Annotated in this window: 14 protein-coding genes; 2 read left to right on the top strand and 12 right to left on the bottom strand. The window is 50.2% G+C overall.

Going from position 1 to position 16636, the window contains the following annotated elements; translation table 11 throughout:
* Positions 1–235 precede the first annotated feature (235 nt).
* The 11 genes from hycI to galR all read right to left on the bottom strand — a co-directional run bounded on the left by hycI (position 236) and on the right by galR (position 11166).
* Positions 236–763, bottom strand: coding sequence for a hydrogenase maturation peptidase HycI (gene hycI, locus RSC70_RS20105; protein ID WP_008815123.1), 528 nt, complete (start codon positions 761–763; stop codon positions 236–238).
* Positions 756–1211 (bottom strand): formate hydrogenlyase maturation HycH family protein, encoded by a 456-nt coding sequence (locus RSC70_RS20110; protein ID WP_039185524.1) that lies wholly within the window; start codon positions 1209–1211, stop codon positions 756–758. The genes hycI and RSC70_RS20110 overlap by 8 nt, the downstream gene beginning before the upstream one ends.
* Positions 1211–2035: an NADH-quinone oxidoreductase subunit B family protein gene (locus RSC70_RS20115; RefSeq protein WP_004091671.1), complete on the bottom strand. Its 825-nt coding sequence runs from the start codon at positions 2033–2035 to the stop codon at positions 1211–1213. Before RSC70_RS20115 ends, RSC70_RS20110 begins: the two co-directional genes overlap by 1 nt.
* Positions 2032–2589 (bottom strand): formate hydrogenlyase complex iron-sulfur subunit, encoded by a 558-nt coding sequence (locus RSC70_RS20120; RefSeq protein WP_008815125.1) that lies wholly within the window; start codon positions 2587–2589, stop codon positions 2032–2034. The genes RSC70_RS20115 and RSC70_RS20120 overlap by 4 nt, the downstream gene beginning before the upstream one ends.
* A 16-nt stretch (positions 2590–2605) precedes the next feature.
* A complete protein-coding gene (locus RSC70_RS20125; RefSeq protein ID WP_035503012.1) occupies positions 2606–4309 on the bottom strand; it encodes a hydrogenase large subunit in 1704 nt (567 codons plus the stop codon).
* 73 nt (positions 4310–4382) lie between these two features.
* Positions 4383–5318: a respiratory chain complex I subunit 1 family protein gene (locus tag RSC70_RS20130; protein WP_332543402.1), complete on the bottom strand. Its 936-nt coding sequence runs from the start codon at positions 5316–5318 to the stop codon at positions 4383–4385.
* A gap of 10 nt (positions 5319–5328) precedes the next feature.
* On the bottom strand, positions 5329–7236 hold the full coding sequence (locus tag RSC70_RS20135; RefSeq protein WP_039185530.1) for a proton-conducting transporter transmembrane domain-containing protein: 1908 nt from the start codon (positions 7234–7236) through the stop codon (positions 5329–5331).
* Positions 7233–7847 carry a 4Fe-4S dicluster domain-containing protein gene (locus tag RSC70_RS20140; RefSeq protein WP_008815129.1) on the bottom strand — a complete coding sequence of 205 codons (615 nt, stop codon included), beginning with the start codon at positions 7845–7847 and terminating at the stop codon, positions 7233–7235. Before RSC70_RS20140 ends, RSC70_RS20135 begins: the two co-directional genes overlap by 4 nt.
* A 332-nt stretch (positions 7848–8179) precedes the next feature.
* The gene (locus tag RSC70_RS20145; RefSeq protein ID WP_332543404.1) at positions 8180–9079 is read right to left on the bottom strand and encodes an enhanced serine sensitivity protein SseB C-terminal domain-containing protein; all 900 of its coding nucleotides are present in this window, start codon (positions 9077–9079) and stop codon (positions 8180–8182) included.
* A gap of 41 nt (positions 9080–9120) precedes the next feature.
* Positions 9121–10119 carry a LacI family DNA-binding transcriptional regulator gene (locus RSC70_RS20150; protein ID WP_039185534.1) on the bottom strand — a complete coding sequence of 333 codons (999 nt, stop codon included), beginning with the start codon at positions 10117–10119 and terminating at the stop codon, positions 9121–9123.
* 39 nt (positions 10120–10158) lie between these two features.
* The gene (galR, locus tag RSC70_RS20155) at positions 10159–11166 is read right to left on the bottom strand and encodes an HTH-type transcriptional regulator GalR (protein ID WP_008815132.1); all 1008 of its coding nucleotides are present in this window, start codon (positions 11164–11166) and stop codon (positions 10159–10161) included.
* Positions 11167–11915: 749 nt separating this feature from the next.
* Between galR and aas the strand changes: the two genes are divergently transcribed.
* Both aas and lplT read left to right on the top strand, forming a co-directional pair.
* Positions 11916–14084, top strand: coding sequence for a bifunctional acyl-ACP--phospholipid O-acyltransferase/long-chain-fatty-acid--ACP ligase (aas, locus tag RSC70_RS20160; RefSeq protein ID WP_039185540.1), 2169 nt, complete (start codon positions 11916–11918; stop codon positions 14082–14084).
* Positions 14081–15289, top strand: coding sequence for a lysophospholipid transporter LplT (gene lplT, locus RSC70_RS20165; RefSeq protein WP_039185542.1), 1209 nt, complete (start codon positions 14081–14083; stop codon positions 15287–15289). The genes aas and lplT overlap by 4 nt, the downstream gene beginning before the upstream one ends.
* A gap of 49 nt (positions 15290–15338) precedes the next feature.
* Here lplT and RSC70_RS20170 read toward each other — a convergent pair whose 3' ends face one another.
* Entirely contained in the window at positions 15339–16379 is a 1041-nt protein-coding gene (locus RSC70_RS20170; protein ID WP_008815135.1) for an NADP(H)-dependent aldo-keto reductase, read from the bottom strand.
* Positions 16380–16636: the final 257 nt, after the last annotated feature.

Consider the following 16636-nt stretch of genomic DNA (forward strand, 5'->3'; position numbering starts at 1 on the left):
TCGGCGGAGTTTGGGGCGCCCTGGATGGGCGATACCAAACCGGAGCGGAGATGGCGTCTCGGATAAAAGCGCGCGAGTTGAGAGCCCCCGCGCAACGGGGCTCTCATCGGTCGCCTTCGCCAGCGGGTCCATGGAAACGCATGTACTGACTGGCGAACGAAACATTACACCATGCTTGTATAGTTAGTACTTAATCGGAGTGAAAATGCCATCCCAGTCAACGACATCAATCATTTCAGCTTTGACTGCTCACCCCAAACTCATCCTCACATGCCACCAGCAGCTCAAATCCTCCCTGTTCACCCCAGTGGCTAAGACGTTGATAAACGGTATCAACGGCGTCTTTGACTGGCTGCATCATTGGCGCGTAGAACGCGACAATCGCGGGTTGAATGCCCACGAAGGTGATGTCAGGAACATCTTCGCGTAGCTGCTCGATCAAATAGCTCAGCGGTAGGTTATGCGTGGTGACGATAAAAAGTTCTGCGATGTCTTTCTCATCAATGATACGGATTTCACCCGGTTCTAAGCCCATTTCGGTGGCGTCGACGATAATCAGACGCTCGGGTTTCATCTCACGAATAGCATGAGAATAGCTTTCTGGAGACGTGCCGCCGTCGATAACTGCCCAGCCTTCTACTGGGTGAGCGGTCACTTTCTCAGCCAGTAGGGGACCGGCACCGTCGTCCCCCATCATGCTGTTGCCCACGCATAGCAGCAGGTTTTTTACGGGGCGGATGTTCTCTTGCAAGGAATTAGCCATCGCGTCTTTTCACCATCAGATAGATTGCGGGTTCATTTTCGATCATCTGCAATGCAGCGATCAGTGCATCCGTCCATGTCTGTTCTTGCTCATTCATCTGCGGGCGTGCTTTGTCTAACGCGCAGGCCAGCATATGCGTGTGGGTACTATCAATGCAGATTTCACCATAGCGAGGCAGCCCTTCCAGTTTGCGGCGCGCAGTACTCTCTTCCGGCAGCTTAGCAACCCACGCCCGATAACCGCTCAGTGGGCACTCCAAACAGGTTTTTAAGCAGTCGATCACGCCAAGGTGATGACCAATCGCGAGACTGTAATAAATCACTTCCTTCGCTTCCTGCGGAGTTCTGTCCTCATCTTCCTTTTTCTGCACGAATTTCCGGCTGAGGGAATAGAACACAACCATTGGATCTTGCTCATGATAAGGCTGGTGACGGGCGTGGTCGCTCATTAGACGTTGCCCCCTCGTGCTGCGTCATGACACACCGCTTGTAAGCGGGAGATAATCTCGGTTAAGCGAGGATCGTTTTCATGTGCTAAGAATTGCGCCACGCGCGCTTCCACAGTCAGATCGTTTTGTTGAGCGAGCAGATCCATGAATTTATCAGCGATCTGACGACCGTAACGATAGCCAGACATACGACGAGCTTCGCGGTCGATCATCACACGTAGCTGTTGTGGGATCGCAGGGTGCAAAATAGTCGCCTGTTCATCTTCACTCTGCTGGTGGTGTTCGCCCTTCAGCTTTTGATCCAACAAACCTAACGCCATCGCAAAACCGTAGATAGTCGCGGCAGGTGTTGGCGGGCATCCTGGGATATAGACGTCAACCGGAACAATTTTGTCTGTGCCACCCCAAACGCAGTACAGATCGTGGAAGATGCCGCCGCTGCAGCCACAGGCACCATAAGAGATCACGATCTTTGGATCGGGCGCAGATTCATAGGCGCGGATCGCGGGAATACGCATGGAACGGGTAACTGCACCGGTAAACAGCAAGATATCTGCATGGCGTGGTGATGGAACGACCTTAATCCCGAAGCGTTCAGTGTCAAACAGCGGAGTGAGCGCCGAGAAAATCTCGATTTCACAGCCGTTACAGCCACCGCAGTCAACGCGGTAAACATACGCCGAACGGCGAATGTCTTTTAACAACGTGCTTTTGAGCTTGGCAATCTGCTCATCTACGGTAATCGGAACGGGCAAACCGTTGGCGTCGCGTGGGCCAATAATGGGTGAATTATTGACGGGCTGTTGCGTGATAATCTGGCTCATTGTGCCGCCTCCTGAGTCAGGTGACGTCCCAGCGTAATGCGTGCTGAGTGGGTAATATTGTGTTTACGTTTGCAGTTCGGACAGGTTTCAAACTGTGGACGGCGTTCTTCGGCCTGCTCCTCGGTTAGATTTCCTGCCTGCACCAGCAGGGCCATGGCGTAATCGATCTCTTTCTGTGCTGCGTAAGGCGCACCGCATTCAACACAGTTGCACACCTTGAACTCAGCGGTTTGAAACAGATCGTTTTTGTTCCAAACGGCTAGCTCAAACTCAGGTGTCAGCTTGATTGCGGCGGTTGGGCAGACTTCTTCACAGCGCGCGCAGAAAATGCAGCGCCCCAGATGAAGTGACCAAGTGCGCGTCCCTTCACGTGCGTTGGTTTCCATCGTTAACGCGTTGGCAGGGCAGGCGGCGGTGCAGGCACCACAAGCGATGCACTGCTCTGGATTATATTCAGGCTTGCCGCGAAAGTTCGGATCAACCTGCATGGGTTTGGCCGGATAAGCTACCGTGGCATCACGATGCTTAAAGGCCGTTTTTAATAATTTCAGCATGACGTTTCTCCTGACCTTACTTCAGCGGTGAGTCTTTACGTTCCAGACCATAACGCTCGATTTCTTTGTACGGTACGGTAACGGACTTGCGCTTACGCACGTCTACCAGCGTTACGCGGTCAGTACAGGAGTAGCAAGGATCGAGGCTACCAATGATCAGCGGTGCATCGGATACGGTGTTACCACGCAGCATGTAACGCAGCGTTGGCCAGTTAGAGTAAGTGGCTGCACGGCAGCGCCAGCGATACAGTTTCTGGTTGTCACCGGTCATTGACCAATGGATATCGTCACCGCGCGGTGCTTCGGAGAAGCCCAACGCAAAGCGGTTAGGGATATAGGTGAAACCTTCTACCGACAGCGGGCCGCCCGGCAGGTTATCCAGACCAAAGTCGATCATGTTCAACGCGGTGAAGACTTCGTTTACGCGAACCTTCACTCGGGAGATGACGTCGCAGCCGGTTTCGGTGTGAATTTCCATTGGCAGCAGGTCGTAGCCTGCAAATGGATGATCGACTCGGGTATCACGGGCGTGTCCGCTTGCACGAATCATGGGGCCGACGTTACTGAAATCGCGAGCAATCTGTGGATCCAGACGACCTACGCCTACAGTACGCTGTTCCATATTTGGCGTGCTAAATAGGATATCGACTAGCGTTTTCACTTCAGCGCGCATTTCGGCAGCCAGAATGCGGGTTTTGATCATGTCGTCTTTCAACAGATCGCGACGAATTCCGCCGATCAGATTCAGACCGTAGGTCTTACGCGCACCGGTCAGGATTTCCGCCATCTTCATCGATTTTTCACGTACGCGGAAGAACTGCATGAAACCGGAATCAAAGCCGACAAAGTGGCACGATAAGCCGAGGTTTAGCAGATGACTGTGTAGACGTTCTACTTCGAGCAGAATTGAGCGAATAGCCTGCGCACGTTCTGGTACCTGAATGCCCATCGCATTTTCTACCGAAGTGGTATATGCGGTGCTGTGGGCAAACCCACAGATGCCACACACACGGTCAGACAAGAAGGTCACTTCGTTGTAGCCCATGCGCGTTTCGGCCAGTTTTTCCATGCCACGATGCACATAGAACAGACGATAATCGGCATCAACGATATCTTCACCATCAACGAACAGGCGGAAATGCCCTGGTTCATCAGAGGTGATATGTAGCGGGCCAATAGGAACAATTTTTCCGCTTTTGCTTTCGTTGATAAATGGATAGGTTTCAACGTCGGTGGTTGGTGCAGGGCGCTGGCGATAATCCATTGAATCTTTGCGTAGCGGATACAGTTCATCCGGCCAATCATCGGGCAGAACCAGACGGCGTTCGTCGGGCAAACCCACGGGAATGAGGCCATACATATCGCGAACTTCACGCTCGCCCCAGACCGCAGCGGGCACGCGTGGAGTGACGGATGGGAATTCTAGCGTTCTCTCATCGACCAGTGCTTTTACCGTGATCCAGCATTTGGTGCCGGTTTCCATGGATAGAACGTAGTAAACCGCATAGCTACCGCACAGCGGGCGCTCGTCGTTGCCGAACAGAACGGATAACCAGCCACCCTGCTTGTAATACAGAAACTCGACAACTTCCGGCAACATATTGGTTTTAATGGTGATGGTTGCCTGAGTATCGGTCTGCCAGCTTTCGTCCAGAATCGCTGTGGGAAACTGCTGACGCAGTTCCTGAATGTAATGTTGACCTGTTTTTTGCTGGTTCATGAGCCGCGATGCCTCGTAAGCTGAGAGGATGAAACTAAAAATAAGTGAGTCAGAAATGCTGTCATGCCCGGCCTCACGCAATTAACCAAGATAAGAATGCCGCCGCAGCCAAGCCAAAACCGGCCCACGTGGTGTACGACGTTTTTAGGAAACGTAAACGGGCAACGCTGTTTTCGAATAGCGCAATCAGAGCGATGCCGACCAGCAGCTTGATAATTGCTGCGACGATGGCTAGAACCAATGCGCCTGCGCTGAAGGTGGTCATTTGTCCCCAAGGAACAAATACGCCGATAAACAGTTGTAAAACCACCAGCTGTTTCAGACTGATACCCAGTTTTAATACTGCAAACGCCGAGCCGGAGTATTCCGTTAGTGGGCCTTCTTGAAGTTCCTGTTCTGCTTCTGCCATATCAAACGGGAGTTTGCCCATTTCGATAAAGGTGGCGAATGCGCAGGCCAGCAGCGCTAGCACCAAGGCCAGAGAAGAATTCACATTCCACTCCAGTACGTGAAAACTCATCACACCAAGGTTGGTTGAACCCGCCAGCAGAGCCGTAACCCACAAACCAAGCATCAGGATTGGTTCTACTAGAATGCCTAGCATGGATTCACGGCTAGCGCCGATCCCAGTAAAAGTGCTGCCGGTGTCTAACCCTGCAATCGCAAAGAAGAAACGTGCAACGGCAAACAGATATACGACGGTGATTAAATCGCCGATAGGGGCTAGTGGGCTGATAACTGTCACTATCGGTAGTGCGGTAGCGATAGTTAACATCGTGCCGACCATGACATACGGCATCATTTGGAAAAATACGCCAGAGGCTGCCGGTGAAATATTCTGGCGTTTGAACAGTTTAAAAATGTCGCGATAGTCCTGAAAAATATCAGGTCCTTTACGGCTGTGTATTTTGGCTCGTAGCACGCGGGAAATACCGCTAAACAGTGGAGCCAGTGCTAACAGGGCTAATGCCTGAATCAGGGCTAGCACAAGGATGGAAAGCGAACTCATATCATTCTCCTCAGGCGAAAATCGCCACTAACAGCAGGGCGAGCTCAATCACCGCTAACGCGGGATAAATGCGCATAGCGCCTTCGCGTAGCAGACCACCAAACAGCGGTGCTGGATTGAATACCTGACGCAGACGATAAACAGGGGCGAACATCACACGCAGTGGTTGAGCAAAGCCTGTGGCTGTAACGACCATTCCGGCTTCATGCCCATAGCCACAGGCCCATGCGTCTCCATGACGACGACGTGGCAGGCGTGCGTTTTTGTACATACCCACCAACAGCAAAGGAATAATGGGGAAGGCCAGAAGTAGAATGGCAATCATCAGCGTGGACAGCAGGGTGGTGTTAGTCGTGCCAGAAATCATCACGGCACCCTGAGTCATCTGATGTGGATCGAGCATTAAACCGAGCGATCCAGCCGCTATTTTCAGCATGTAAGGCAGTACCCATGGAGCGCCAATACCGAAGGCCAAACAGCCAATGGCTAATAGCACCGGAGAGAACAACATGGATGCCGGAGCGCAGCCTGCGTTAGCCGCACCCTCGCTGCGAGGAGCGCCGAGGAATGTCACACCGAAGATTTTCGCCACGCACATCACGGCTAGTGCGCCGGTAATCGCCAGAACAACCATCACCAAAGGGGCGATGATACGCATGCTCAAGGTTGAGGAGTGGCTGAGAGAGAACAGGGTCTGGTAGGTAAACCACTCACTCACAAAGCCGTTAAGCGGTGGTAAAGCGGCCATCGACATCAGGCCAATTAGCATGGCAGTTGCTGTTAGCGGCATACGACGTGCAACGCCACCCAATTTTTCAATATCTTTCGCACCGGTACTGCGGATTACCGCACCAGCGCCAAGGAATAACACGCCTTTAAATAAGGTGTGGTTAACCAAATGGAACAGTCCAGCCATTAAACCGAGCACGGCAAGCGTAGGTTTACCCAGCGCCAGCCCAAGCACACAGGCAGAAAGCCCAAGCAGAATGATGCCGATATTTTCCACGGTGTGATAAGCCAAGAGGCGTTTGATATCGTGCTCCATCAGGGCGTACAAACCACCGATAAAGGCCGTGAGCGCACCGATAATCATCAGCGCTGCGCCCCACCACAGCTGCGGCATTCCTAGCCAGTCAATGCTGAGTTTCAGCAACCCAAACAGACCCACTTTTAACATCACGGAAGAGACGAGCGTGGCGGCATGGCTTGGTGCGCTGGAGTGAACCTGAGGGATCCAGCCATGTAATGGAACCAAGCCAGAAACAATACCGAAGCCGAGCAAACCGAGTACAAATACCCATGAGGCTAAGCCACGGCTGAGCGTGGCAAGGTGAAATTCGCTCAGCGCCAAAGTGCCACTATGGCGATACAGAATCCAAAATGCGGCAATGATAAACACGGTGCCCAAGCGTGACATCAGCCAATAAAGGCTGGCAGCCTTACGTGCTTTTGCATCTTGTGCTTGCCATACCAGCAGCGCGGTGAACAGAGTCATCAACTCAAGCAGTGCTACAAACATCACCGCGTTATCGGTGAGGACTAACAGACTGATGGCAGCGCTGAGCATGTTCATCAAACAGCCAATCAGCGCGGCTTTCTTCGGTATATAGCTTTTCAGATAACTAAAGGCATAAATAGCACACAGCAGGCTGACGGCGGAGGTCAGTAACAGCATTAGGCTGTTCAACGTGTTAAATAGCACTGGCGTGTGATTAAACAGGTTGGCGCTAACGATCTCTGGGGTAAAAGTAAGACCTTGGCACGCGCTCCATGTGCCCGCTGCGCCAGCAACGAATGCGCCTAACGCAGCAACGCGAGCGCCGAGCCAGCCAGAGCCGGTTGATCCTAATACCAGCGATAGCAGGGCGGAGATCAAATAAATACTGAGTGCGAAGCTCAATAATTCAACGGTATTCATTGTGCGTCGGACCCCTCTGCGAATGAACTAAACATCATCAAATCGGCATCCATGGCGTCCATTGCATTTTGACGTTTGGCGGCGCTGGCCAGAGCCAACTGGTTATCATCAACCAACATGATGGCGTGAGTTGGGCAGGCACGGACGCATGCGGGCCCTTGTTCGCTGAACTGACATAAATCGCATTTCACGGCGATGCTGCGGATACCGGGATACCAATCTAGGAATGGGCTAATGCCACGTTTGTTTGGCGGTGCAGGAAGAGCCATCGGCGTGTTGCTGTTGGCTGGAATATGCAGGGGCTTACTGCCGTTCATAGTGATAGCACCAAATGGGCAGGCAATGCCGCACAGTTTGCAGCTTACGCACAGGCTTTCGTTAAGCTGAATGGAATCATTGGTATGGGTAATCGCATTGACCGGGCAAACCTGTGCGCACGGCGCGTCTTCACACTGGTGACACATCACAGGCACGGAGTCGCGACTGTTTTTGACCACCACCAGACGCGGCTCAGTTTGCAGGCCGTACATCTTATGCTCTTCAGAGCAAGCGGCCATACAGGTGTTGCACCCGATACATAATCGGGGATCCGCAATAACAAAGCGGTTCATGTTCAGTCCTCTGGTTCAGACTACAAAAGTTAAATTCCCCTTTGTTAAGCACAAAACGTGCCAGTAGGCGTAAATTGGAAAATAGTTGTTTATTTACAGTGAGTTATTGGTCTTGGTTAATGGTGTTTTTGGGTGTCGGAAGTGTGTCGTTGTCGACACTTGAGGGCGGGTTCGACATTAGTGTCGAAGGACTCTTCCCATGACGAAATATCATTGAACTCAATGATAAAGATATTCAGTCGAGAGAAATGATGATAATTCACAGAAATGCCATGAGACTTATCATCATTAATGCGTATGATTGAGTGGTATTTCTATCAGATATGGTACTGCTATTCTTTAAATACTAATGCGATCGGTAATGGATGGCGTAGGCGTCTTTTTAATTTGGCGAAGAAACCTTGGGAGTCTTGCTTGCTGTAAAATGGTTTTGCGTCATGAATAAGGTTAGCTAATTTATTAAAGCGAGGACTGTTATCTGCGGTTAAGAAAATAAGTTCTATATTCATGGGCAGCAAGGACATGTAATTCTTTTTAATTTCAGCAAAGTGTTTGTGAGTGCGTTCTTTATCACCGCAATCCAATAGCATCAGTAATGTGAAGTTATCAAGACCTGATGTAGACTCCGTGACATTTGCAAGCGCTAAACGACAAGTATATATCTCTTTTTGACCACGACAGTATAGATAAATCTGGCGACAAAAATCCCGTGGCATATCAAGCACTGTTATGGTTTTTTGTGGCTGATTTAATTCGATTTTTTCGTTTTTTTCTTTAGCTGTGACGATCAGGCTCATTATTTGGCCATGCTCAAGGATTGCGTAGTTATCGCTATTTTCCGTAGCGACTAGCGCAAACCGTTCCATTGTTGCAAGTTTTAGAATCACGAAGCCATTAACAGGTGTCCACTGTGCTGAATCATCGCTTTCTTGTATGGCGGGAAGGTATTCGGGTTGTGTATTTTCATCTACAGATAAATAACTGTATATTATTTTATCGCCCGTTTCTGGCAATATGTGAAAGATACCTGAAAATTCAGACTTACCGTTACTTATCGGTTTATGCTCGCCAAGTATCCAGAATGTTTGGTCGCAAAATGATTGGAAAAGATTATAACAATGCTCACTTAAATCTTCATTTTCATTAAGTTGAGCGATAGCATTAATTTGGGCGATTATCGGGAAACCCATAGTGAATTTTTCATCCTTGATATTAAATTCTGTTGTTAACACTTTAAATAATACAGCAGATAATATTAAGGTGAACAGTATTATTATTTAATCTTGGCTACAGACTCTCTCACTTTCAACTCTCCCACAAACGGCTCTACAGGTTCTACAATCTCGCCACTGCTTAATCGCAGCGCTTGGGTAATTGCCGTAGAGATCATCTTATCGATAGGTAAGTAAACCGTGGAAAGCGACGGTTGTAGATACTCGGCGCTAGGTTCATCGTCGAAACCAAATAGTGAGACATCCTCGGGTACGCGTTTTCCGGCCTGATGTAAGGCGCGAAGTGCGCCGATCGCCATATCGTCGTTGCAGGCAAAGAGGGCAGTGAAAGGTTGCTGACGAGCAAGTAGTTCACAGCAGGCATGGTAACCACCTGCAACACTGCTATCACCGAGTGTAACTAAGCTGTCGTGATAGGTTATTTGATTTTGTTCCAGAGCATCTTTATAACCCGCTAGGCGAGACTGCGCGGTTGGTGTATTAATAGGCGCCGTAATGCAGGCTATTTGCCGATGACCCTGTGTAATCAGATACTTAACCACTTCGCTTGCGGCTTGCTGTTGCTCGAAGAAGACGCAGCGATCGCGAGCCTGAGGTAAATCTCGATTAATCACCATGAGAGCGTGATGCTGGCTGATCAACTGCATCAGCGCGGGTTCTTCCATAAAACGCGTATAGAGGATGATAGCGTCACAGCGGCGGTCAATAAGCAGGTGTACGGCTTCACGTTCACCTTCTGGGGTATCATGACCATCGGTCACAATCATATGTTTCCCACTTGCTTCTATCAGGTGTGCGGCTTGTCGAAGCAAACGGCCAAAATATGGACCATCAAAATTTGATACAACTAAACCAATGGTATTGGAGGTTTGATTCGCCAATGCCTGCGCTAAGAGGTTGGGGCGATAGCCTAACTCCTCTACGGCTTTAAATACCGCTATGCGCGTGCTTTCTTTGACTTGGCCCGTACCGTTTAATACTCGGGAAACGGTGGCCTTGGACACTCCAGCACGCAGCGATACATCCAGCATGGTTATCATCAATATCTTCCCTACTTTATGCGTAAAAATGCGAGATTATCATACCAACCGTGGCGTAGAGACCGAATGTCGACAGACGAGCGTGGGGCTGAACATATTGGTTGTTTCGGGGAGCGGCAACTGTTTGGATAAGGCCAGTGCCAACTCTGCGGCTTGAGTCGCCATTGCCACGACGGGGTAACGAATGGTGGTTAAGCGAGGTCGCAGATAACGCGAAATTAAAACGTCATCAAATCCGATCAGTGAAATTTTCCCCGGAACATCAATGCTGTTATCGCTTAGCACTGACAGTGCGCCTGCGGCCATAGGATCGTTATAACAGGTGACCGCGGTGAGCGTTTTACCATGGCCAAGCAGTTCGGTCATCGCCTGCTCACCACCGATTTCATCAGGTGAACCATAGGCAATCAGCTTGTCGTCCACCGGAATACCGTGTTCGTGCAGGGCATCCAAATAGCCTTGCAGACGATCGTGCGCATCCGAAATGGGATGGTTAGAACAGATGCAGGCAATGTGTTTATGTCCTTGTTGAATCAGATGGCGTGTTGCCAACCACGCGCCGTAGCGGTCATCAAGCGCTACGCAGCGGGTTTCAAACCCCGGCAGTGTGCGGTTAATCAGTACCATGCCCGGTATTTGTTTCATCAGATGCGCCAGCTCTTCATCTGGGATCATTTTGGAGTGAACCACCAGCGCCGCGCAGCGATGGCGAATTAATTGTTCGATAGCCTGACGTTCTTTATCGATGTTGTGATAGCCATTGCCGATCAGGAGAAAATTTCCGGTTGCATAAGCAACCTGTTCAACGGCCTTAACCATGGCACCAAAAAATGGATCGGAAACGTCTGACACAATTAAGCCAATAGTTTCAGTTGCTTGTTGGGCTAATGCCCGCGCATTGGCGTTTGGGTGATACTGTAACTGCTCCATGGCAGACATCACGGCGGCGCGTGAGCTGTCGCTTGCTTTTGGCGAGTTATTGATAACGCGAGAAACCGTGGCGACGGAGACTCCCGCGAGCCTAGCAACATCCTTTATGGTAGCCATGGGATTATCCAAAAATACAGTGAAGGGAAAGCGTTTACACGCCAGTGTTGCGGAAAAGCCCCGATGCTGCAAGCCCCGCAACGTATCGGTTTTTAGCGATATGTCGCAGAACCGTAGAAATCACACCGCTAGTTACATTTTACGCACGAATGTTGCGATTAGCCGCTGGCGACAGATGGAACAGCGTTTTAATCTAAACATCCCAGAGGTATTGATTGGTGAGATTTCAGTACATTTGTGACTGAAGCCAATAAATTACACCGACCTACGCGGATGCGTAGGTTTTTTTTTGTTTCCCCTTCGTCATTGAAGCTGCGGCTGTGTTAGCTCATCGGGATTCACTCATTTGCTGCCTTGCCTGCTTCCCATTCGCCTGATTTATTTCTTGGCCGTGATTTTCCTTAAGGTGTTTCGCGTTTGAAAGCTAATTTACATATCGTTTCATTTGGAATGGTTATCTTGCGATTAATGCGTAGTGCAGGGACTGAATGTCTTCTACATTAACCGTCCCAGAGGTATTGATTGGTGAATTTTTCAGTACATTTGTGACTGAACCAAGAAATTACACCGACCTACGCGGATGCGTAGGTTTTTTTTTGCCTCAAATTCTGCCGCAGTTTAAGTATCGCTTAAATCTTAAAAATCGATTAATTCCCTCCGATTACCTGAAAAAATATCAGCACTCTAGTATGCTCAGTCGAATTGTATTTGACGCTAGCGTATAGCCTTTTGAACATAGGGAGATGTGCATGATTTATCGCTTTTTCAGCGCTCTATTCCGCTTTTTATTCCGTATAAAAATAACTGGACTGGAACACTCTTTCAAACACGACAAGTTGCTGATCACCCCAAATCACGTTTCTTTTTTAGATGGCGCGTTGATGGCGCTTTATTTGCCGGTGCGTCCCGTGTTTGCCGTCTATAGCTCTATTGCCGATAGTCGCTATATGCGCTTTATCAGTAAATATGTCGATATCGTCGCACTCGACCCAACAAAGCCGATGGCGATTAAGCATCTGATTCGTATGGTCGAGCAGGGGCGGCCAGTGGTGATTTTCCCTGAAGGGCGTATTACCGTGACCGGCTCAATGATGAAAATCTATGACGGTGCCGCGTTTGTTGCTGCGCGTTCGGGGGCCGCGATTATTCCTGTTCGTATTGAAGGCGCTGAGTTTACGCCTTTTGGACGTTTGCGCGGATTGTTCAAGGTGCGCTGGTTCCCACAGATCAGCATCAATATCTTACCGCCAACACATTTAGCCATGCCTGATGCGCCGCGCGCGCGCGAACGTCGGGTTTTAGCCGGTGAGCGTTTACACGATATTATGATGAAAGCGCGCATGGATTCTCAGCCGCGTCATACGCTTTATCAGGCATATCTCGCTGCAATGACGCGTTACGGTGCCTCAAAACCTATTATTGAAGATATCGCCTTTAAGGAAGACAGTTACCGTTCATTACTCAAGAAATCTCTTGGTGTGAGCCGTATTTTGGAGCGTTTTACGAGGCCAGGCGAACACGTTGGGATGTTGTTGCCCAATGCTACGATAACCGCAGCGGCGATTATTGGAGCGACGCTCCGTAACCGTGTCCCAGCGTTGCTGAATTATACGGCGGGCGTTAACGGTGTGAAAAATGCCATGTTGGCCGCCAATATCAAAACCATCGTGACTTCGCGTCAGTTCTTGGAAAAGGGCAAATTGACCCACTTGCCGGAGCAGGTCGTCGAGGCTAACTGGGTTTATTTGGAAGACCTGAAAGACACGGTAACGCGTGATGATAAAATTTGGATTATCAAACATTTGATGTGTCCAGCAAAAGCGATGCTGCCGCAAAAGCCTGATGATGCCGCGCTGATTTTGTTTACCTCTGGTTCAGAGGGGTATCCGAAAGGTGTCGTACATTCTCACGCGAGCTTGCTAGCAAACGTCGAACAAATCCGTACGGTGGCGGATTTTACTCCGGCTGACCGGTTTATGTCTGCTTTACCGCTGTTCCATGCATTTGGCTTGACCGTTGGCCTATTAACGCCATTGATGACGGGCAGTCGTGTATTCCTGTATCCAAGCCCGCTGCATTATCGTGTAGTACCAGAACTGGTCTACGATCGTAATTGTACTGTGTTGTTTGGCACTTCAACCTTTTTGGGGAACTACGCACGTTTTGCACACCCATATGATTTTGCTCGTTTGCGCTATGTGGTGGCTGGTGCAGAAAAGCTATCCCCAAATACGGCTCAGATTTGGCAGGATAAATTTGGTATCCGCATTCTTGAAGGATATGGGGTGACCGAGTGTGCCCCCGTGGTGGCAATTAACGTGCCTATGTCAACCAAGGTCGGCAGCGTTGGACGCATTTTACCGTCGATGGAAGCACGTTTGATTAAGATGACCGGGATTGAGCAGGGCGGTCGTTTACAGCTGCGCGGGCCGAATATTATGAAAGGCTATCTGCGGGTTGAAAATCCAGGGGTACTGGAAATGCCGCAGGCTGAAAATGCCGACGGTGTGATGGAAGCGGGATGGTATGACACCGGTGATATCGTGACGCTAGATGATAAAGGCTATTGTGTTATTCGGGGTCGCGTTAAGCGCTTTGCTAAACTGGCTGGAGAAATGGTGTCTCTTGAAAGTGTGGAACAACTGGCGCTGAAGATTTCTCCCGATCATGAACACGCAGCGTCTTCACGTAGCGACAGCAGTAAAGGGGAAGCGTTGGTACTGTTTACTACCGATCCTGAACTGAGCCGCGATCGTTTGCTAAAACAGGCGCGCGAAAGCGGAGTACCGGAGCTTGCTGTACCTCGTGATATTCGTTTCTTGAAGCCACTGCCGTTACTAGGTAGCGGAAAAGTCGATTTTGTCACTCTGCGCCAACTGGCTGAAAACAAAGAAACTGCCGACGGAGAAACCGTATGACAGATGCAGCACACTCAACTGGGCCGTTATTAAACCGCAGCATGAAGGCGGTGATTCTGGCTCAGTTTTTTTCCGCATTTGGCGATAACGCGTTGTTGTTTGCCACCCTTGCGGTGATTAAACAACAGCTCTATCCCGACTGGAGCCAACCGGTTTTGCAGATGGCGTTTGTGGCGACTTATATTGTGCTCGCGCCGTTTGTCGGGCAGTTTGCCGATAGTTTTTCAAAGGGCCAAGTGATGATGGTCGCCAACTCGCTGAAACTGCTGGGGGCGCTGGCAATCTGCTTTGGTTTTAATCCTTTCTTGGGATATGCCTTGGTGGGGATTGGTGCTGCGGCTTACTCACCGGCTAAGTACGGGATCCTCGGCGAGATCACCAGCGGCGATCAGCTAGTAAAAGCAAATGGTTTGATGGAGGCCTCCACAATTGTCGCGATCCTCATTGGATCTGTGGCGGGTGGCATGATGGCTGACTTGAACGTGATTGCGGCGTTAGCCCTCTGTGTGCTGGTGTATGGGGCAGCGGTTGTGGCTAACGGGTTCATTCCGAAGTTAAACCCCGCACATCCCGCTCGCTCATGGAACCCGGTTCGCATGGTGTCTATTTTTGGCGATGCATGTCGTGTGCTTTGGAGCAATCAGGAAGCACGCTTCTCGCTGATCGGCACTAGCCTGTTTTGGGGCGCAGGTGTTACGTTGCGTTTCCTGCTGGTGCTGTGGGTGCCTGTGGTTCTGAATATTACGGATAACACTACGCCGACTCTGCTGAATGCGATGGTGGCCGTGGGGATTGTTATCGGCGCGGGTGCGGCGGCAAAACTGGTGACGTTAACGACGGTTAAACGTTGTTTACCGGCGGGCGTCTTAATCGGTGTCGTCGTAGCTTGGTTTGCGATGCAAAGCAGCCCATCGCTTTCCTATGTGTTGTTAGTACTGGTAGGCATTTGCGGCGGATTTTTTGTGGTGCCGCTTAATGCGCTCCTGCAAGAACGGGGTAAACACACCGTTGGTGCAGGTAATGCCATTGCCGTGCAGAATCTTGGTGAAAATACCGCGATGCTGTTGATGCTCGGACTCTACTCGCTGGTAGTCAAAGTCGGCGTGCCCGTAGTGGGGATTGGCGTGGGGTTTGGCGTGGTATTTGCCTTGGCCATTGTCGGTGTGTGGGGATGGGACGTTGTGCGCAGGAAGCGCAGCGCTTAAACCTTATTCGTTTCCCCTCCCAATATCGGGAGGGGACTTATTTTGGCTTTTACGGCGCCGGATAAGTGAAGCGACCATGGATCTCTTCAATCGCCTTCAGCACTTCTTCATCTAGCACTAGATTTCTGCTTTCGATATTACTTTTTAGCTGTTCAAGCGTTGTTGCGCCAAGCAGCGTGCTGGCTACAAACGGCTGTTGGCGCACGAAGGCCAGCGCCATTTGTGCCGGATCTAAAGCGTGTTTTTTCGCTAACTGAACATACTCCGCGACCGCCGCTTCGGTTTGTTTGCTGGTATAGCGCGTAAAGCGGCTAAACAGGGTATTGCGCGCGGTGGCGGGTTTGGCACCGTTCAGATACTTGCCGCTCAAGGTGCCAAAGCCTAAACAGGAATAGGCCAGCAGTTCCACCCCTTCATACTGGCTAATTTCAGCCAGACCTACCTCAAAGCTGCGGTTGAGCAAACTGTAGGGATTCTGAATCGAAACAATGCGCGGCAGATCGTGTTTCTCTGCTAGTTGGAGGTAACGCATCACGCCCCAAGGCGTTTCGTTTGAAACGCCGATGTAGCGAATTTTGCCCGCACGAACCTGTTCTGACAGCGCTTCCAGCGTTTCTAAAATAGTGACCACCGGTTTTTGCTCGGTATAGCGATAGCCCAACTGACCAAAACAGTTAGTCGGCCGCTGTGGCCAGTGAAGCTGATAGAGATCGATATAGTCGGTATTAAGCCGTTTTAAGCTGTCGTCCAATGCGGCTCGGATATTTTTGCGATCGAGAGCCTGATCGGGACGGATCCCACTGTCATTGTTGCGGACTGGCCCGGTGATTTTTGTGGCGAGGACGATTTTCTCACGATTGCCGCGTTTGGCTAACCAACTGCCAATGTAAGACTCGGTAAGCCCTTGAGTTTCGGGACGTGGGGGCACTGGATACATTTCGGCGGTATCAATCAGATTAATCCCGCTGGCGATGGCTAAATCGAGTTGCGCGTGGGCATCAGCTTCGCTGTTTTGTTCCCCGAACGTCATGGTTCCTAAACCCAGTTCGCTAACTTCCAGCGAGCTGTGCGGAATGCGGTGATATTGCATAGCTGAGTATCCTTTAATTAGAACGTATTCTTGTACTCTTCATCCTTCATGCTGTCTCTGCGTTGGCTGCACTCGCTCACCCCAATCATGTACGTAGGTACGCGTCTGGGGATTTGCTCGCTTGCCGCCTTGATGCAACTTGAATGATTTTGCATATAGAGGATGGAACGTCACCCTCATTTTATTTCTGCTACGACTTTACCAAGATTACGCTGATTTGTGCTTGCGCTGAACTGTCATATTTCTAGAACAACTTT

Source organism: Hafnia sp. (assembly GCF_036648275.1).
Lineage (GTDB): Bacteria > Pseudomonadota > Gammaproteobacteria > Enterobacterales > Enterobacteriaceae > Hafnia > Hafnia alvei.